Here is a 17,781-nt window from a genome sequence, read left to right as displayed (position 1 = left end):
AATATTCTTTTATTCGAAATCATTATAAACTTAGTAAAACAAAAAAGAAAGCTATTAATCTTAATCACTTCAAAAAAGAGTACCTTAGAAGCATTCTCTTCTAAGGCACTCTTTATTATTTTCTATTATACGCTACGTCGTTCAACTTCGTGCTGTTCCAGTGAAAAGGCGAACAATAAAGACAATCAGCGCAATGACAAGAAGAATATGAATTAATCCTCCGCCAATATGGAATATAAGGCCTAGTACCCAGAAAAGAACTAGAAGTCCTATTAACGTCCAAAGCATCATAAACATCCTTTCTGCAGATAATTTAAATTTATTTACATTTATTTATTACCCCGCAGAACAATTTACTAAACAAATGCTTGCCAAATTATCTTCACTCGCAATAATTCTGCTGCTAATCTGCAAAATTGGTCTAGTCACTATATAGAAGTTCAATTCATTAAGAATTAATTTCAACTGCTTTTTTCTTTACTTTTTCCGGCACTACTATTTCTTTAATTTGATTATATTTCTCATACTTGCTCATGATCTCTTGTTTTATCTTTACTGGTTGACCTTGAGCATTTAATGACATGTCCATGTTGAGATTTAACATAGTCGGATAAAATGTCTTTTTATCGATATGAATCTCATAATCTACTTTGTTGATTTTCATATCTTTCAACAATTCAGCAGAATTAGCCATTCCAGCTGGCAATGTTTTTTGAACCTTTTCTTGAATGAAATGAGTGAACTTTTCACCTGAAGCATTTAATAATAGGATATAGTTTTTATCATTTTGTTTAAATTTAAAGTCCTTGACGAATTTCTTCAGTTGCTTAATCTCTGCCATAGGATCTGTTTGTTGATTGGAAGCTTGCGCTAATTGATCCGCCATTTCCGCTGGGAACTTCATCCATTTTTTTGAATTTGGATCATACGTAAACATACCGTCCTTTGTAAAATAGCTCTTTGTTTGAATCATTTTGTCAGACTCTGGAGCCTTCATCATTAACTTTTGATAGAAAGACATAGGGTTTTGAACTACATCCATGATGATACCTGTATCTGTCTCTACATTATTTTGACCAGAATTGATATTTTGTATAACTTCCATTTTTGTTCTGTAACTTTTTAAGTTTTTAGAGGCTTCAGTAGATTTTTTAAATACTTGCTCTAATGTCAAACCTGAATCAGCTTTGGCAGTAGACCCATTTTGTTTGTTTACTGGTTCTGCCTTTGAGTTACATGCTCCTAGCATAAATACCAAAAGTAATCCCATTGTAAGGGAAAGAATTTTTTTCAACACTTCCACTTCCTTCTTTTATATTTCGTCCTACAATTTAGTATAAAGGAAGCACTAAAAAATGCAGTCAACCATATTTACTATTTTTAATTTTTTTGTATTTCAATGGAATAAAAGGAAGGTGACATATGAATTAATACAAGTTTCTCACACTGAGTATTATGTCTTCTTATGTTTGTTTCCATAGAACTAGTATGATATTGCCTTTTCCCAATTTTTATTAGTAGTTAACACCTCTTCATAAAATAAAAAAGCTGGTTTCCATATAGGAAATCAGCTTCTTCTTTTTGCATTATGCTTCCACATCATAGCCTTGTTCTTCAATCGCTTCTTTCATAGCAGCAAGCGTTACTTTTGAATCATCATAAGCAACAGCTACATTACCAGCCTCTAAATTTACTTCAGCTGATGATACGCCATCCAATTGATTCAAAGCACCTTCTACTGAAGATTTGCAGTGACCGCAAGACATACCTTGTACGGCTAATGTTTTCGTTTCCATTCTGTATTCACCTCCTTCAAAGTGTACCGCTTATAATTTTATCCGTTTCAATCGAAGCGAGTTTGTCACAACACTAACTGAGCTTAATGCCATAGCAGCACCTGCTATCCATGGAGCTAGTAAACCGATGGCTGCTACAGGGATGCCAGCTGTATTATAGCCGAATGCCCAAAATAGGTTTTGGCGGATATTGCGAATGGTTGCATGACTGATTTTGATCGCCTTTGGTATAAGCAGCAGCTCGCCGCCTAAGATAGTCACATCGGCTGCTTCAATAGCCACTTCTGTACCTGTGCCAATCGCAATCCCGATATCTGCTGTCACAAGGGCAGGGGCATCGTTAACACCATCGCCAACCATTGCTACTTTTTTGCCCTGTGCTTGGATTTCTTTTACTTTATCTGCTTTTTCTTCAGGCAATACTTGCGCGATGACATGATCAATGCCCACTTGTTTCGCAATAGCCTCTGCTGTTCTTTCATTATCGCCTGTCAGCATAATTACTTCCAGACCTTGTTCTTTTAACTCTTTGATAGCTTGTGGAGCTGTTTCCTTAATTGTATCCGCTACTGCTACAATACCGCGATACGTACCGTCAATTGCCAACAGCATCGCCGTCTTGCCTTCAGTTTCAAATTCGGTTAATTTTTCATCCTTGCCTTCAATATCAACTTTATGATCAATCATTAATTTTCGATTACCGACTAGTACTTGTTTTCCAGCTATCTCTGCTTGTATCCCATGACCAGGAATTGCGTTAAATGACTCAACATCTACGAAGTCAATATCATTCTCTGTCGCATAGGCTACAATAGCACCTGCAAGCGGGTGTTCTGAACCCTTTTCTGCACTTGCTAACAGCTGCAATGCTTCTGTGTCACCATAGAAATCAGTTACTTCAGGTTTCCCTTTTGTAATGGTTCCTGTTTTATCTAGGACGATTGCTTGCAATTGATGGGTTCTTTCTAAATGCTCTCCACCTTTAAAAAGAATTCCACTTTCGGCAGCTCTTCCTGTACCTACCATAATAGAAGTTGGTGTTGCGAGCCCTAATGCACATGGACAGGCAATAACTAGTACAGCAATCGCTGCGACTAGTGCAGGCTCAAATTGGCCAGGCTCTACAAATAGAATCCAGATGGCAAAGGTTACCACAGCAATCCCAATAACAATGGGTACGAAGTAGCCTGATATGACATCCGCTAAACGTTGAATTGGCGCTTTCGAGCCTTGCGCTTCTTCGACTACTTTTACGATGGATGCAAGTGCTGTATCTTTTCCTACTTTGGTTGCTTCCATTTCAATTGATCCGTTTTTATTGATCGTTGAACCAATGAGTTTGGCACCCGGATATTTTTCAATCGGGATAGATTCACCTGTTAGCATCGATTCATCAACAGATGTTTTACCTTTCACGACTATACCGTCTACCGGTATTTTTTCTCCTGGTTTGACAATTAGATGATCTCCCACTTTTACTTCCTCTACTGGAATCATCACTTCTTTTCCATCTTTGACCACGCGAGCCTCTTTTGCTTGTAAATTGAGCAATTCTGAAATTGCGTTAGTAGTTTGAGTTTTAGCCTTTGCTTCTAAATATTTACCAAACAAAATTAAAGTGATAAGAACTGCGCTTGTTTCAAAATACAAATGCGGCATATAGGCTGAATGGCCAATAGTTTTGACTGCTTCATACAAACTATAGAAATAAGCTGCGCTTGTTCCTAAAGCGACGAGTACATCCATATTGGCTCCGCCATTGCGAAGGTTTTTATAGGCTCCTACATAGAATTGCCATCCGATTATGAATTGAACTGGCGTTGCTAGCGCAAACTGAAACCATGGATTCATAAATATACTTGGGATGCTTATATGGAATAAATGAACTAACATCGTAACTAAAAGCGGAGCGGAAAGAATGGCTGAAACAATTAATTTCAATTTCTTGCCTTGGAGTTCTTTTTCCTTATGGGTTTGCTTTTCCTCTGCTTCTGCTTTTGGTTTTGCATCATAGCCAGTATTTTTTATCTTTTCAATCAAAGAATCTACATCAACCATTCCTGGATTGTATTCAATCATTGCGCTCTCTGTCGTTAAATTGACAGTAGCATTGGACACGCCTGCTTGTTTATTCAAGACCTTTTCTATACGGTTAGAGCATGCTGCACACGTCATGCCAAATACATCAAGGTCCACTTTCTCTGTTAAAACACCATATCCGATGTTCTCAATTTTTTTGGAGATATCATCTAGAGATGTTTTGTCAGGATCAAAATCAATAGATGCCTTTTCTGTTGTTAGATTTACTTGAGCATCTACACCATCCATTTTATTCAATGTTTTTTCAATTCTATTTGAACATGCTGCACAGGTCATACCTGTTATGCCTAATGTGGCATGGTTTGTTTCGCTCATCATACATCCTCCTTACTTAGAAAATTGTTTTAATACATTCATCAACTCTGTAATCATATCCTTACCTTCACCTTGCTCAATTGCATGTGTGACACAATGGTTCATATGCCGTTCGGTTACTGTAAAACCTACATTTTTTAATGCCGCTTGGATGGCACTAATCTGTACGAGTATATCAACACAGTAGCGGTCCTCTTCTACCATCTTCTGAATGCCTCGCACCTGTCCCTCAATTCTCTTTAATCGGTTAATCACCGCTTGTTTCTCATCTTTTGATCTTGGATGGCTTGGTTTATCGTGCAAGAATTTATCCAAAAGAACCACTTCCTTATATCTTGTTTTTCTATACTATACCCCCCTATAGTATTTAATGTCAACGAAATTGTTTGGGCATTTTTTAAAAATCTGCGTTTTTCTTTATTACACCTCCGTAGAAATTTCGACATAAAAAAATTGCCAGTAACCGCCAACGGCTACTGGCAAGATATTTAAACTGACATAAAATCACTTACTACTTTCTTCTCTTCTCCATCAAATCTGCCATTTGCATGGAGTTTTCCTGTTGTTCATCCCGTAGATTTTCAACAATTCGATTATAATCTTCCTCATTGCGGTTTTGGCTTAATTTATAAGCAGCTTGCACTTCTTTTACTTCAATTTTAAATCCAACAATTCCTTTAATCTGCTTTTTCGCTTGAGGAGAAAGATTCTCCCATAACACAGGATTTTGGCGATGGTTTTCGTATTTTTGTAATAAGAGAATAAGATCTTCTTCTAATTCTTGTTGGGTCATCAGGCTAGCAGAGCCATAAACATGGACCGCTTGATAATTCCAAGTTGGAACATTTTCATGCTTATACCAAGAAGAAGAAATGTAAGCATCTGGGCCTTGATACATAACAAGTATTGAATCATCTTCATTCTCAAACGTTTTCCATTGAGGATTGCCATGTGCCATATGCCCGGTTATGTAATATTGATTACCCTTTTTATGTAGCTCCAATGGCAAATGGGTTGCAATGGGTTTTCCCTGTTCTGTTGATACGACCGTCCCAAAAGAATTCCCTTGAATAAATTCTTTTATTTCTTCCATATTCGTTTCCTTATAATGCTTTGGGATATACATATTCAGCTCACCCTTCGAATGAATTGGTTAAACTTTTCACCATGATCAAGTCAATTTGTTCTTCATCGCCCATATAGAAAGAGTGGGAACCTGATTGTTCAAAACCCATCTTTTTATAAAATGCGATAGCATTTTCATTCTTTTCCCATACGCCAAGCCATATTTTCTTTTTGCCCCATTCATTCGCACATGCAATGGCCTTTTGGTATAAGGATTTGCCAAGACCATGCTTTTGAAATGATGATCTAATATAAATCCGTTCAATTTCGAGTGAATCATCACCCATTTTTTCAGATTGCGCATCCAGAATGTTGATCTTTAAATAACCTGCAATTTCATCATTCAAATAAATAAAATAAAATTGTGATCCTGCTGTAGCTAATTCTTCTTTAAGTTGTTCTAGATTAAATGCTTTTTCTAAATAGGCTGCCATATTTTCAGGTGAGTTTTGGTCCTTGAATGTATCATAGAATGTTTCTATGCTTATTTCTTGAAGTGTTTTAAGATCACTAAGATTGCACTCTCTTATTTTATGATTCATCTTCCATACGCTCCTTGTATTAATAATTACGCTTATTTCCCTTCTTCACATAATCCCAGTTCTTCTCGATGTTCATTCTTACCTTTTGCAAAAGCTGTAATGCACGCTCTGCTTCCTCTTCAGAAAAGCCATCTAACGCCACTTTATTGGAATGATCGTTTTCCCGAATGATAAATGGATAAACACTTTGCCCTTTCTCTGTCGGGTAAAGTCTTTTGATTTTTTTATTATGCTGATCTCCCTTCTTCTCAATAAAGCCATTCATATCTAATTTCTTTACAGCTCTGGATGCAGTCGTTCGATCTACCTTTATCATTTCTGCTAACTTTTCGAGAATGATGCCCGGATTTTCACATATTCGGACGAGGTACAAATATTGCCCCTTCGTAAGATCATGTTCTTTAAACTCGATATTGCTAATCGAATCTAAAGCCCTGGCTATCATTCCAATTTCTCGAAGAATGTCCTTCATTATAAACACCTCATATACTTCTTACTGTTGCAAATACAACAAAAATTAAGTTAAATTAAATGTAGCGTAATTTTGTTGCATTTGCAATAAAAAACGAAATTATGGGAGTCTTACTTTCCGTAATGACAAATAAGCTGAATCTACTTTTATGTGTAGATTCAGCTTATTTGGAGTGTATTCAAGTGGGGATTATACCCTCCCACCCTATTTTTTAGCTGTATATTTTTTAATAGCAGGAAGAATTTCAGTACCTATCAATTCAATATTTTTCATGATTTTATTAAACGGTACTCCACCGAACTCTAACTGTCCCATATATCGTTGGTGGCTAAATTGTTCATGTTGATATAACATCTTTTCAATGATTTCTTGTGGGCTGCCGACAAGCATTACACTATCACGCTCTGCACCTTGTTCAAATAATTGACGTGAGAAACCAGATCCATTTGTTCGTTTCATTCCTTCATTGATGTGCGGATAATATTCTGCTAGTGCTTGCTGAGTCGTCTCTGCCGCATAGAAAAAGCCTGTCGTTGCAACTGGAAAATCAACTGGTTGGTGCCCTGCTTGCATTAATCCCTGGCGATACGCCTCGATAGACATTTTAAAATGGGAAACTGGACCGCCGAGCGTTGCTAAAGCCATTGGTACGCCTTGAAGACCAGCCTTAACCGCACTAGTTGGAGTACCGCCGACAGCTCGCCAAATCGGTAAAGAACCATTTTTAGGGCGTGGTAGCACGACAGCATTGCTTAAAGGAGCTCTGAAGTCTCCGCTCCAATTCACCACTTCATTTTCATTAATTTGAAGCAGCAATTCGAACTTTTCCTCAAAGAGTTCTACGTAATCCTGAACATTATAGCCCAACAATTCGAAGAGCCCAATCCTTGAAGCACGGCCGGCAATAATCTCTGCACGTCCATCAGATATCAAATCAATCGTGGCAAAATCCTCATACACACGAACAGGATCAGAAGTAGAAATAATCGTAGATGAGCTGCCGATTTTTATCTTTTCCGTTGCTTGTGCAATAGCTGATAGTATCACTGCATGTGCTTGCGAAGCGAAATATTCTTGATGGCTTTCTCCTACACTAAAGAAATCAATTCCTGCTTGCTCCGCTAACTTTGCTGCTTCAATGATTTCTTGAACACGTTGTTTGGCTGAAATGCGCTCACCTGTATGTGGGTTGGCTAAATGATCGCCCAACGTATATATCCCGAACTCCATTCCCTTACTTTCATCAATACGGTATTTTTCCATACCCATTTTTATTCAACACCTTTTCTTAATTTAACGTTTCACAATTCATTCTCTTTCCTTACACATCAATTTTTCCCTATGAATCTTTTTGTTTAACCAAGGGAATTATCTCTTTGTGTTGAAAATTCATGTTAGCATTATGAATTAGCTGAGGAAGAAATGAATCAATCTTTTCAATTAGTGTATTTAATGATTGTAAGACAAAGCCGTTTTCCATTATTGCTAATGGTTGCGGTAGTTCATCTTCATCCAGTATAAAGTACTCCCCATTCGGAAAAATGACAACATCAATAATCAAATCCTCAAAGAATAGGACATTATCTTTGAAACCTGTATTTTTAACGATATTAAAATAAGCGCCTAAATAGTTTTCGTTCTCATCTCTCCAAATATATAAATTAAACGGCTGATCCCTCCAGTAGTACGCTACTGTATAACTGCCTTCAGGGATGATTAATTCATTTTGTTCAGCTACCATCGTAAAGGTGGTAGCTACTTTATGAAAAAGGACTATAGATTGACTATCCGCTTCCAGCAAGAGGCAATTATGATTCACTATTGTTGAATCATAACGGATTTTTCTTTCGATTACTTTATCAAAACTTTGAATACTTGATATATCCCATTCTGCCATTACTATTCATTTCAACTCCTATCATAGGTTCTGCAATAGCCTAAAACCAATAAGCAGGAGATTCAAAAGTTCTCCTGCTGTTTACTTATTTAGAGTTACTTAACAGAGCATTCTTTTGCAAGTATTCTTTCGCTACTTCTGTCGGACTTTTCCCTTTTACATTCACTTCGTAATTCATAGTCCGCATTTCATTATCGGTTATTTTTCCGGCCAATTTATTTAATGCCTTGAGCATTTCAGGATATTTTTTGGCAGTTGCCTCTTTCATTAAAGGCGCTCCCTGATAAGGCGGGAATAAATGTTGGTCATCTTCCAGTACCTTTAGTTTATATTGTCTTAATTCACTATCGGTAGAATAAGCATCAACTAAATTAATTTCACCCGATTTGACAGCGTTATAGCGCAATTTCGGCTCCATTGTCACAAGGGAAGAAAAATGAATACCATACAACGATTGAATTCCCTTATATCCATCTTCCCTATCGGAAAATTCCAGTGTGAATCCTGCGTGAACTTTATCTTGTATTCCTTTTAAATCAGAAATGGACTTGACTCCATATTGATTTGCAAAACGGTTTGACACAGCCAGTGCATAAGTATTGTTATACTGCATGGGCTTCAGCAGTACCATTTCATACTTGTTCAATAATCCAGTTTTGGCTTGTTGGTATACTTCCTTCCGGTCGGTACTCTTTGCGGTTTCTTTTAGAAATTCAGAAATAGCTGTACCTGTAAACTCTGGATATACATCCACACTGCCAGATTTGAGGGCATTAAATACGAATGAAGTTTTGCCCAGTCCCGGCTTTAATTCCACCTTTAAATCTGTCTCACTTTCTATTAACAGCTTGTACATATTAATTAAGATCTCCGGTTCTGAACCAAGCTTCCCAGCAATTACAATTTTCTGGTCTTGCTGTCCAATGAAAGGCGCCAATATAATAGCCACCGCCAAAACACCGATAGAGCCAATGGCTAGGAAAGCCTTTTTGAAGGATAAGCTTTCAAGCTTTTTAAGCAGGTAATCAAATAGAATCGCTAGTAAAGCGGCAGGAATGGCACCTAGAAGGATTAAATTCGTATTGTTTCGGTCAATTCCCAGAAGAATAATGTCACCAAGCCCACCTGCACCAATCAATGCAGCAAGAGTGGCCGTTCCTATAATTAATACTGTGGCTGTTCGGATACCCGCCATAATGACCGGCATCGCAAGCGGAATTTCGACCTTCAGCAATCGTTTTCTGAAGTTCATTCCCATGGCTCTAGCCGCCTCTATTAATGCGGGATTCACCTCATTTATTCCTGTAAACGTATTTCGTACGATTGGAAGCAATGCATAGGCAACTAACGCAATAATGGCCGGTATTCGCCCAATCCCGAATAATGGAATTAATATACCCAATAACGCTAGAGAAGGTATCGTCTGAATCACAGAAGTGATACCAATTATTCCTTCTGCTATTCTTTGATGTTTTGTGAGATAAATACCTAGAGGGATGGCAATGATGACTGCAAGAATAAGGGCAATCAGTGATATCTGAATGTGTTCTAGCAGTGCAGCGAATAACTCGCCTCTTCTTTCTTGAAACACATGCAAAAATTCAGTCATTACTCAGACCCCCTTCATTCCATTCTTCAGATAACAATTGGATAATGGACTTTCGATTAATTCTGCCAATCCATTCTCCATCTCTTTCCACAATGAGTTGTTCATGTTGGGACAGATTATCCAATACTTGTTTCAAAGAGGAAGATACAGATATAACAGCGAGATTTTCTAAAATTTCACCCTGCCCAAGTGGTTGGATGATTCGCTCTAAATCAACATCAGCCATCCAAGGACTGTGGGCTTGATCACCGATGAATTTCTTTACAAAATCATTGGCGGGATTCAACACAAGTTCACGAGGTGTTCCTATTTGAACAATTTTCCCTTTTTCCATAATACAAATTCTGTCTGCCAGTTTTAATGCCTCTTGCATATCATGGGTGACAAAAACAGTTGTCTTTTTAAGGTTCTTCTTTAAATCCAACATATCATCTTGAAGCCTCTCGCGACTGATCGGATCTAATGCGCTGAAAGGTTCGTCCATTAAGATTATTTCTGGATCAGCTGCCAAAGCTCGTATCACACCGACTCGTTGCTGCTCACCGCCCGATAATTCTTTAGATTTCCGATTTGCATACATTTTAGGATCCAACCCCACCATGTCCATCAGTTCATACGCTCGTTCTTTCATCTTTTCTTTTGACCATTTTTTCATTTCAGGGACAACAGTAATATTTTCTTCGATTGTCATATGTGGAAACAGTGCGATTTGCTGAAGTACGTAGCCAATATTCCACCTTAATTCGTGGATGTCATACTCACTAATTTTCTGTTCATCAAAAAATATGGTTCCATCGGACAGCGGAATCAATCGATTAATCATTTTTAGGGTTGTTGTCTTGCCACAACCACTAGGCCCAATAAGAACAAAGAATTCTCCCTTCTTTATCTCCAAGTTCAATGAATCGACTGCAATGGTTCCATCTTGGTATCTCTTTGATACATTTTCAAATTTAATCATCATAGTGACCCCTTATATTTTCGTTTCCGTACGTTAACTAATCATTCTCTAGTTCTATACCTTAATCCTTTAATTGTTAAAACTATTTACCGTTCTTTGGGAATTTGGGTCTCGCAATGATTCTTAGTTGCTGGAATCTAATTTCTAATGAGGTTTGGTTGAGTAAAGGATATAACTCCACCTAGGAAGTTTAAAGTTAAGTGATGTACTATCGTTGCTTAGCATCCAATCTGCAGTTATTTATATCAGAAATGATATCCCAATTATTTCATCCATTGATTCAATCCCATTCCTACCAATATTTTCTTTTAAATACCTTGTATTACGATGTAAGTAGTGTTACGATGCTTTTAAGAATAATTGGAAGGTGAGCAAATGGATAAAGAAATAATGAAAGGTAGTATTGATATACTACTCCTCTCACTTATACATACCAAAGATATGTATGGCTATGAAATAGTAAAAACTTTAAAGGAAAACAGCAATGAACTTTACAGCATGAGCGAAGGAACGTTATACCCTGCTCTCAAAAGATTAGAGAAAAAGGAATGGATTGAATCATACTGGGTTCTATCTGAGTCTAGCGCCAGAAGAAAATATTATCGCATCACTGATGACGGCTCAAAAGTTGTAAAACGGAAATTACAGGAATGGGAAAAAGTAAACAATTTGATAAATGTATGTGCGGAGGGAATGACATGGATAAAAGATTCGACAATTATATCAACCAAATTGTCAGCGGACTAAAGTGCAGCAAAGAAGAAAAAAATGACATCAAGGAAGAAATCAAAGATCATCTGACTTTATTAAAAACGGAATATTTAGAAGAGGGTTATTCTGAGGATGTAGCAATACAAAAAGCGCTATATAGTTTTGGAGATGGGAACCATATTCAAGAGGGGCTACAGCATTCTTTGTTCCCTTACTACCGATTAATTAAAATCAGCAAATGGATTCTATTTGGTTTGTACTCATTTGTCTTACTTTGGAACTTATTATTGATGCGGATGCTAGATCGAATCTTCAATTATAAATATTTTAATACATACTTTTGGTATCCTGAAAACACACATAGTTTCTTTGATCTTAAAGTATGGAAACTGAACTCTAATATCATTCCATTTCATAATGTCTATGAATATATAACAGGCACAAATAGATTTAATGTAGATATCATTATTCACAATACATTAGGAAACATTTTAATTTTTATTCCCTTAGGCTTCTTTTTGCCTATCTTGTTCAACAAATATAATTCCTTATCCAAAGTTTTCATCGTCAGTCTTCTGCTTACATGTATCATTGAGCTATTACAATTCTTCCTGCAACTTGGCCAGTTTGATATTGATGATATTATTTTAAATACAATTGGAGGTATTGCTGGATACCTTATAATTAAACTTTTAATGAGAGCTTCCCTTTATACTAAAAGGAAGGCTAGTCAGAAACAACAAGTAATCTAATAAATCTGAGCAGCATGCATAAAAAATAGCCCTCTACACAATGGAAAACGATCTAACCGCATCCATTTGTAAAGGGCATTTATTTTTATAATAATAATGTTCTCATTCGGTTTGAAGTATGTTTATTCTTTGATGAATTCTTTGGTGCTTCTTACTGTATCAATTGGGCGAACCAGTTTTTCTATTTTTTCACGTTTAGGCTCTAAAAATGGTGGCAATGATAGTTTTTCTCCGAGTGTTTCGTATGGTTCATCACCCATGAATCCTGGACCATCTGTGGCAAACTCGAATAGAATTTGCGGTGCCACTCTTGCGTAAAGTGATTCAAAGAAGTGACGATTCACATAACCAGAAGTATGGAAGCCAAAGCTATCCATTCGTTTTGTCCATTCATCTAGTACAGCTCGATCTTCTACTCGGAAAGCCGCATGGTGTACTGTCCCGAATCCTTGTCGGGCATCTGGCAAAATAGAATTGTGCTCAACAACAACAGATGCACCATTGCCCCCTTCACCTACTTCAAATAAGTGGAATGACCCTTCTTTCGCAATCTCTTTAAATAAGAGAACTTTCTCCATCATTTCTTTAAAGTAATCGAAGTTTGCAATACGAACAAAGACAGGTCCTAAGCCAGTAATCGCATACTCAAGCGGGATAGGTCCTTTTTGCCAAGGTGTGCCTGATTCCACTCCTGTATTGATTTCATCTGAAATCAATTGATATTGTTGATCGTCAAAATCAACAAAAGAGAGCGTACTCTTACCAAATTGTTTTACGATACCAGTATGCTTAACTTCTAATCGATCAAAGCGTTTTTCCCAATAGGCTAATGCTGCATTACTTGGCACACGGAAAGATGTTTTTGATATCTCGTTTGTTCCATGAATACCCTTCGGAATACCAGGGAAGTCAAAGAAAGTCATGTCTGTTCCCGCACTACCTTTATCATCGGCAAAGAATAAATGATATGTTTGGATATCATCTTGATTGACTGTTTTTTTCACTAATCGCATACCTAATACATAAGTGAAAAATTCATAGTTCTTTTCTGCACTGCTCGTAATCGCTGTTACATGGTGTATTCCTTTAAGATGGTTCATTTTGTATTCCTCCTAGAATATAGTTTTAATTTATATATTGCATCTATACGTTCTTCTATTCATTTTCTTCAATCGGAGATAAATGTGCTTCAATCTCTGCTCTGCGTTCCTCTAAAAACGGTGGCAAATCAAGTTTTTCGCCTAAGTGTTCCACATCTCCATCTATTGCAAAGCCCGGTCCATCTGTTGCTATTTCAAATAAAATTCCATTTGATTCTCTGAAGTACAAGCTTTTAAAGTAAAAGCGGTCAATGATGCCAGAGGTGTGGAAGCCGCGTGCCCGTACTTTCTCCTCCCAAAAAGCAAGCTCTTCTTCATCTTTTGCTCGGATAGCTAAATGATGTATACTGCCACGTCCCGGTCTTTCAGTAGGACCATCTAGGTACTTCACGATTATTTCACCAAAAGGCTCTCCCTTGATGGATTGAAATATCGCTTCATCCTCTGAATAATGTACTGTAGTATAACCAAAAAGATCCGTAAGAGTATTTGCTAGCTTTTCGAGTCTTCTCACTGTAATTTCTACAGGACCCATCCCTTGTATTTGATGTTCAGCTGGCACCTCAGATTTCAACCATGTTTCCCAGTGCGCTACTTTTTCACCGTTTGCAGCAAGCAACACTAAGCGAAGGCCTTCCGGATCTTCAAATTTCAAGGCAGGACGGCCAGCATAAGTGACCACCCCACTATGAGCCACGTCATTTTCATCTAAGCGTGATTGCCAGTAATGCAGGCTGTCTTCTGATGGAACCAGCAATCCAATTCTTGTGATGGCATTTGTACCGCGATGCGTTTTTCCTGCGGGTGGAATTTCAAAGAATGATAATTCAGTGCCCGGGCTACCTGTTTTATCCCCGAAAAACAGGTGATACATTGATGCATCATCTTGATTCACCGTTAGCTTCACACGGCGCAACCCAAGAACATGCCGATAAAAATGATTATTCTTGTTTGCACTTTTGGTAATCATTGAAATATGGTGGTGACCTGCTATTTTATACATAAATAAATCCCCCTTTTACTTTACACGTTAAGTGATAATCAAAAATGATAGCGCAGATTCATGCGCATCTAATTCTCTAATTTGTTTTCAGTATGTTTTTGTAGCTTATTCATCAACATATATAGTGTTTTCTGTTCTTCCTCTGTCAAACACTCGTCAAGAATAGCTGTTTGAAAAGCAAGCTGATGATCAAAAACTTCCTCTATTTTGCGCTCCCCTTGTGGAGTAAGGACAATCCATTTTGTTTTCCAGTCTTGCTTTCGTTGGATATATCCCTCTTTTTCTAGCCGTGTGAGCATACGTGAAATACCGCCCTCTGACAAGGTTGCTTTTTCAGCGAGCTGACTTTGTGTGATAGGTTGATAAATCGAAACCTGATTTAATACATCAAACTGCGCAACCGTAATATCAAATTGTTTTAAAAAGTCATTTGATAATAAATTGCTTTGATGCGTGAAACGAGCAATGCGAAGCCAGATTAATGAACCTAAAGTATTCTTCTTCAATACGACTCACTTCCTTTTGTTACTATCACTTTACACCTCAAGTGAAGGAATTACAAGAAAAATATCTCTAATTAAAGATATTTTTTTATTTCCCTTTAAAATGTGTTCTCACCTTCTTATAAGATACCCAAAAAAGCCCTTTATAACGGATAGCCGAGGCTATAACCATTCATAAAGAGCTTTTCCATAATCTAGTTGAAATTTACTTTTATACTGCTAATACAATACGATTGCCAGAAGGGTCAACAGTCACATACTGGTTTTCTTCTTCAAGAATCTTTGCACCAATTTTCTCCAAGTTCATTACTGCTTGTTTACGTACCTCATCGTTATCGAATAGAAGCGTAAATGATTCGAGACCAACGCTGTTCTCGGCTGGTGCTGGAATTCCTACACCATTCCATGTGTTGACACCTAAATGATGATGGTATTTTCCGTAAGAAAGGAACAATGCTTGATCTCCAAAACGATTCACGACTTCCATTCCCAAGCCTTTCACATAAAACTCTTCCGTTTTAATAAGCTCTGACACATGTAAATGAACGTGCCCCATTACACTATCTTTCGGCATACGATTCCAAGGCTGATCCGGAGTGGCATGCTTTAACAAAGTGTCGAAGTCTAACGGATCAACCGCCATGTCTACTTCATTGTCGTTCCATTTCCATTCAGAGGGAACTCGGTCGCGATAGATTTCAATCTGGTTTCCATCTGGGTCATTCAAGTAAAGTGCTTCGCTAACGAGATGATCTGAAGAACCAAAACGAATACCGTTTTGCACTAAATGAACAACAATATTAGCCAAGTCCTTCTGTTCCGGCAATAAGATGGCAAAATGATATAAGCCGGTTGTTTTTTCTTGTTTAGGAATTACGTTTTCAGGTTGTTCAAGCGATAGAAAGCTCGTTTTTCCATCTGTAATTAGTTTTGCTGTAGAAGCTGTTTGCTCTAAAATATTAAAACCAAGTATATCCTTATAAAACTGTAAAGAACGATTCAAGTTTTGCACTTTTATTTTGACATGCCCCACAAATGTAGTGGGCTTAGTATGAAATATCATTATTGTAGTCCTCCTTATATTAAGCACAATTGATTTTTTTAAGTAAGTTACTTTATGTAAGTAAGTTTATTTATATTATTAAGTTTTGTCAAGTTATTAAGTTTAATATTATAACTGAATTTCATTTTGTGGTAAAATCAACTATAAGAGAGGTGCACTGAAAAAATGAAACTACCTACAATTTGCCCTAAATTTGAAAAAGCTATTTCATTGTTAAGCCAGAGGTGGACCGCGTTAATTATTTATCAATTACTGATGGGTCCCCAACGATTCAATGAAATTCAAACTTCGATTGGCATAAGCGGAAAGGTATTATCAGATCGATTGAAGGATTTAGAGTCACAAGATATTATCAAGCGCGAAGTTATTCCAGAAACTCCCGTTATCATCGAATACTCACTAACAGAAAAAGGACAATCTATGGAATCTATTTTAAAAGAAATCGAAAATTGGTCCCAAGCTTGGATTAAACCAGATTCTAAGTTACTTGAGGATTAGCGTAAGATTGTCTTCAAATACAAAGGGTTATCTGCCATTCATTGATTTGGCGAGATAACCCTTTTAGTTTATTTACATTCAATTAGCTTTACAGGATGGTTTTCTTCTTAAAAAAGGCGCATATCCTACTGGAAATGCGCTGATGGAAGAAAGCAATAAAGAAGATTGCTTTTATATTTTCTTTTACGTTAATGCGGGGAAATGAGGAAGTACTTCTTCCCCTAGTTCATCCAATACATCATTGGCTGGTCGCTTACCATCAAATAGAGCAAGAAATAAGTGATTCACACCAATATTGTGATATAGATCCAACAATTCAATCAATGCATTCCTCCCTGTACGGTAGCCTAGCCGTGTTGGTGTAGGCGGCTCATTTGGATCTTCAGATAAATCTAAATGCATCGGTTGGATAAATGGCTTAAATACTCCTGGCTGATATGTCTCTACTAGCTCACGCCATTGACTAATTGCTGCCGCCTGTTGCACAGGGCTCCGCGGATAATACATCCATCCATCACCGTGTTGAGCAAACCATTCCATCGTTTGCTGACTAAAACCTGTAATAAAGGTCGGAATCCGTTTCGTTGGCTTTGGCACTAAATTTGCTCCATGTACTTCTCCTAGTTTGGATTGAATAGAGGGAAAGTTTGTATACAGCATATCCTCTAAGTACGCGAAAGCTTCTCTAAATCGCTCACCTCTTGTTTCATGATTAACCCCTAACGCCTTGAAGTCAGCACGTCGGTCACCAGATGAAACTCCTAACATAATTCTCTCTGAAAAAAGTTGATCTAATGTAGCAATTTCTTTTGCTACACGAGCTGGATGCCGAAGAGATAAAACTGTTGCTGACGTACCAAATGCAATTTGCTTTGTTTGGCTTGCCAAATACGTCAAATAAATCATCATATCGTAAATTTGCCCCGTAGCAGGGTCGCCAAATTGTGGATCCTCTAATAAAACGTCGCGAAGCCATGCGCCAGTAAATCCATACTGTTCCGCTTTTTGTACTAGTTCAACTTGTTTTTCCATTGTTGGCGCATGAAACTGATAATTCTCAATTGGGATATGAATTCCTAATGTTAGTTGATCTTTCGCAAACATACGGTTATATCCAGAATGGTTTGCAAATGGTTCCATCTATCTCACTCACTTTCATTTAATATATTGCTACATGTGAAAGAGCTGCAATAATCGGTACTCAATTATTACAGCTTTTCAACTGTGTATGATTAAGGTTATCGATGTATTTTTTGCTTGATCCTATTTTCCATTGGCCATTAATATATTGCTTTGTAATTGGACCATTATCTGTTTCCTCCTACTGTTTTACT

General features: G+C 37.4%; 20 protein-coding genes. 3 read left to right on the top strand and 17 right to left on the bottom strand.

From position 1 onward, the window contains the following. Positions 1-141 precede the first annotated feature (141 nt). From RST01_RS15005 to RST01_RS14950, 12 genes are all read right to left on the bottom strand, one after another. A complete protein-coding gene (locus tag RST01_RS15005; protein WP_147198046.1) occupies positions 142-288 on the bottom strand; it encodes a lmo0937 family membrane protein in 147 nt (48 codons plus the stop codon). Positions 289-448: 160 nt separating this feature from the next. Further along, positions 449-1,297 carry a DUF6612 family protein gene (locus RST01_RS15000; protein WP_147198044.1) on the bottom strand — a complete coding sequence of 283 codons (849 nt, stop codon included), beginning with the start codon at positions 1,295-1,297 and terminating at the stop codon, positions 449-451. Between the two features lie 289 nt (positions 1,298-1,586). Beyond that, a complete protein-coding gene (gene copZ, locus RST01_RS14995) occupies positions 1,587-1,796 on the bottom strand; it encodes a copper chaperone CopZ (protein WP_147198042.1) in 210 nt (69 codons plus the stop codon). A 30-nt stretch (positions 1,797-1,826) separates the two neighbouring features. Next, positions 1,827-4,211 carry a heavy metal translocating P-type ATPase gene (locus tag RST01_RS14990; RefSeq protein WP_147198040.1) on the bottom strand — a complete coding sequence of 795 codons (2,385 nt, stop codon included), beginning with the start codon at positions 4,209-4,211 and terminating at the stop codon, positions 1,827-1,829. 12 nt (positions 4,212-4,223) lie between these two features. Then, entirely contained in the window at positions 4,224-4,526 is a 303-nt protein-coding gene (locus RST01_RS14985; protein WP_066790524.1) for a metal-sensing transcriptional repressor, read from the bottom strand. 196 nt (positions 4,527-4,722) lie between these two features. Continuing rightward, the gene (locus RST01_RS14980) at positions 4,723-5,337 is read right to left on the bottom strand and encodes an FMN-binding negative transcriptional regulator (protein ID WP_147198038.1); all 615 of its coding nucleotides are present in this window, start codon (positions 5,335-5,337) and stop codon (positions 4,723-4,725) included. Positions 5,338-5,344: 7 nt separating this feature from the next. Next, positions 5,345-5,878, bottom strand: coding sequence for a spermidine/spermine N(1)-acetyltransferase (paiA, locus tag RST01_RS14975; protein WP_147198036.1), 534 nt, complete (start codon positions 5,876-5,878; stop codon positions 5,345-5,347). A 19-nt stretch (positions 5,879-5,897) separates the two neighbouring features. Then, on the bottom strand, positions 5,898-6,350 hold the full coding sequence (locus RST01_RS14970) for a MarR family winged helix-turn-helix transcriptional regulator (RefSeq protein ID WP_147198034.1): 453 nt from the start codon (positions 6,348-6,350) through the stop codon (positions 5,898-5,900). Between the two features lie 204 nt (positions 6,351-6,554). Next, a complete protein-coding gene (locus tag RST01_RS14965; RefSeq protein WP_147198052.1) occupies positions 6,555-7,613 on the bottom strand; it encodes an LLM class flavin-dependent oxidoreductase in 1,059 nt (352 codons plus the stop codon). Positions 7,614-7,689: 76 nt separating this feature from the next. Continuing rightward, positions 7,690-8,247 carry a ribonuclease FAU-1 family protein gene (locus RST01_RS14960; RefSeq protein WP_147198032.1) on the bottom strand — a complete coding sequence of 186 codons (558 nt, stop codon included), beginning with the start codon at positions 8,245-8,247 and terminating at the stop codon, positions 7,690-7,692. A gap of 85 nt (positions 8,248-8,332) precedes the next feature. Continuing rightward, entirely contained in the window at positions 8,333-9,856 is a 1,524-nt protein-coding gene (locus tag RST01_RS14955) for an ABC transporter permease/substrate-binding protein (protein ID WP_147198030.1), read from the bottom strand. Beyond that, positions 9,849-10,817 (bottom strand): ABC transporter ATP-binding protein, encoded by a 969-nt coding sequence (locus RST01_RS14950; protein WP_147198028.1) that lies wholly within the window; start codon positions 10,815-10,817, stop codon positions 9,849-9,851. The genes RST01_RS14955 and RST01_RS14950 overlap by 8 nt, the downstream gene beginning before the upstream one ends. 375 nt (positions 10,818-11,192) lie before the next feature. On the opposite strand from RST01_RS14950, the gene RST01_RS14945 reads away from it, so the two are divergent. Then, entirely contained in the window at positions 11,193-11,564 is a 372-nt protein-coding gene (locus RST01_RS14945) for a PadR family transcriptional regulator (RefSeq protein ID WP_147198026.1), read from the top strand. Beyond that, positions 11,516-12,280, top strand: a complete 765-nt coding sequence (locus RST01_RS14940; RefSeq protein ID WP_147198025.1) for a VanZ family protein — start codon at positions 11,516-11,518, stop codon at positions 12,278-12,280. The genes RST01_RS14945 and RST01_RS14940 overlap by 49 nt, the downstream gene beginning before the upstream one ends. A gap of 122 nt (positions 12,281-12,402) precedes the next feature. Here RST01_RS14940 and RST01_RS14935 read toward each other — a convergent pair whose 3' ends face one another. The 4 genes from RST01_RS14935 to RST01_RS14920 form a co-directional block, all read right to left on the bottom strand. Beyond that, a complete protein-coding gene (locus tag RST01_RS14935) occupies positions 12,403-13,380 on the bottom strand; it encodes a ring-cleaving dioxygenase (RefSeq protein WP_147198022.1) in 978 nt (325 codons plus the stop codon). 55 nt (positions 13,381-13,435) lie between these two features. Then, positions 13,436-14,383, bottom strand: a complete 948-nt coding sequence (locus tag RST01_RS14930) for a ring-cleaving dioxygenase (protein WP_147198020.1) — start codon at positions 14,381-14,383, stop codon at positions 13,436-13,438. A gap of 68 nt (positions 14,384-14,451) precedes the next feature. Further along, positions 14,452-14,889 (bottom strand): MarR family winged helix-turn-helix transcriptional regulator, encoded by a 438-nt coding sequence (locus RST01_RS14925; RefSeq protein WP_147198018.1) that lies wholly within the window; start codon positions 14,887-14,889, stop codon positions 14,452-14,454. Between the two features lie 208 nt (positions 14,890-15,097). Continuing rightward, a complete protein-coding gene (locus tag RST01_RS14920) occupies positions 15,098-15,949 on the bottom strand; it encodes a VOC family protein (RefSeq protein WP_147198016.1) in 852 nt (283 codons plus the stop codon). 165 nt (positions 15,950-16,114) lie between these two features. Here RST01_RS14920 and RST01_RS14915 point away from each other — a divergent pair, with 165 nt between their 5' ends. After that, positions 16,115-16,447: a winged helix-turn-helix transcriptional regulator gene (locus RST01_RS14915; protein ID WP_147198014.1), complete on the top strand. Its 333-nt coding sequence runs from the start codon at positions 16,115-16,117 to the stop codon at positions 16,445-16,447. A gap of 183 nt (positions 16,448-16,630) precedes the next feature. Here RST01_RS14915 and RST01_RS14910 read toward each other — a convergent pair whose 3' ends face one another. Next, positions 16,631-17,587 (bottom strand): LLM class oxidoreductase, encoded by a 957-nt coding sequence (locus tag RST01_RS14910; RefSeq protein ID WP_147198012.1) that lies wholly within the window; start codon positions 17,585-17,587, stop codon positions 16,631-16,633. Positions 17,588-17,781 lie beyond the last annotated feature (194 nt).

This window comes from Rummeliibacillus stabekisii (assembly GCF_007988965.1).
Classification (GTDB): Bacteria; Bacillota; Bacilli; order Bacillales_A; family Planococcaceae; genus Rummeliibacillus; species Rummeliibacillus stabekisii.
The sequence above is the reverse complement of the archived record's forward strand: the minus strand, read 5'-3'. Positions and strand labels throughout refer to the sequence as shown.

Coding starts and splice junctions, on each gene's coding strand:
- RST01_RS14950 (WP_147198028.1), bottom strand. CDS start 10,817: ATGATTAAATTTGAAAATGTATCAAAGAGATACCAAGATGGAACCATT.
- RST01_RS14935 (WP_147198022.1), bottom strand. CDS start 13,380: ATGAACCATCTTAAAGGAATACACCATGTAACAGCGATTACGAGCAGT.
- RST01_RS14955 (WP_147198030.1), bottom strand. CDS start 9,856: ATGACTGAATTTTTGCATGTGTTTCAAGAAAGAAGAGGCGAGTTATTC.
- RST01_RS14940 (WP_147198025.1), top strand. CDS start 11,516: ATGGATAAAAGATTCGACAATTATATCAACCAAATTGTCAGCGGACTA.
- RST01_RS14930 (WP_147198020.1), bottom strand. CDS start 14,383: ATGTATAAAATAGCAGGTCACCACCATATTTCAATGATTACCAAAAGT.
- RST01_RS14990 (WP_147198040.1), bottom strand. CDS start 4,211: ATGAGCGAAACAAACCATGCCACATTAGGCATAACAGGTATGACCTGT.
- RST01_RS14965 (WP_147198052.1), bottom strand. CDS start 7,613: ATGGAAAAATACCGTATTGATGAAAGTAAGGGAATGGAGTTCGGGATA.
- RST01_RS15005 (WP_147198046.1), bottom strand. CDS start 288: ATGCTTTGGACGTTAATAGGACTTCTAGTTCTTTTCTGGGTACTAGGC.
- RST01_RS14960 (WP_147198032.1), bottom strand. CDS start 8,247: ATGGCAGAATGGGATATATCAAGTATTCAAAGTTTTGATAAAGTAATC.
- paiA (WP_147198036.1), bottom strand. CDS start 5,878: ATGAATCATAAAATAAGAGAGTGCAATCTTAGTGATCTTAAAACACTT.
- RST01_RS14980 (WP_147198038.1), bottom strand. CDS start 5,337: ATGTATATCCCAAAGCATTATAAGGAAACGAATATGGAAGAAATAAAA.
- RST01_RS14910 (WP_147198012.1), bottom strand. CDS start 17,587: ATGGAACCATTTGCAAACCATTCTGGATATAACCGTATGTTTGCGAAA.
- RST01_RS14970 (WP_147198034.1), bottom strand. CDS start 6,350: ATGAAGGACATTCTTCGAGAAATTGGAATGATAGCCAGGGCTTTAGAT.
- RST01_RS14920 (WP_147198016.1), bottom strand. CDS start 15,949: ATGATATTTCATACTAAGCCCACTACATTTGTGGGGCATGTCAAAATA.
- copZ (WP_147198042.1), bottom strand. CDS start 1,796: ATGGAAACGAAAACATTAGCCGTACAAGGTATGTCTTGCGGTCACTGC.
- RST01_RS14915 (WP_147198014.1), top strand. CDS start 16,115: ATGAAACTACCTACAATTTGCCCTAAATTTGAAAAAGCTATTTCATTG.
- RST01_RS14945 (WP_147198026.1), top strand. CDS start 11,193: ATGGATAAAGAAATAATGAAAGGTAGTATTGATATACTACTCCTCTCA.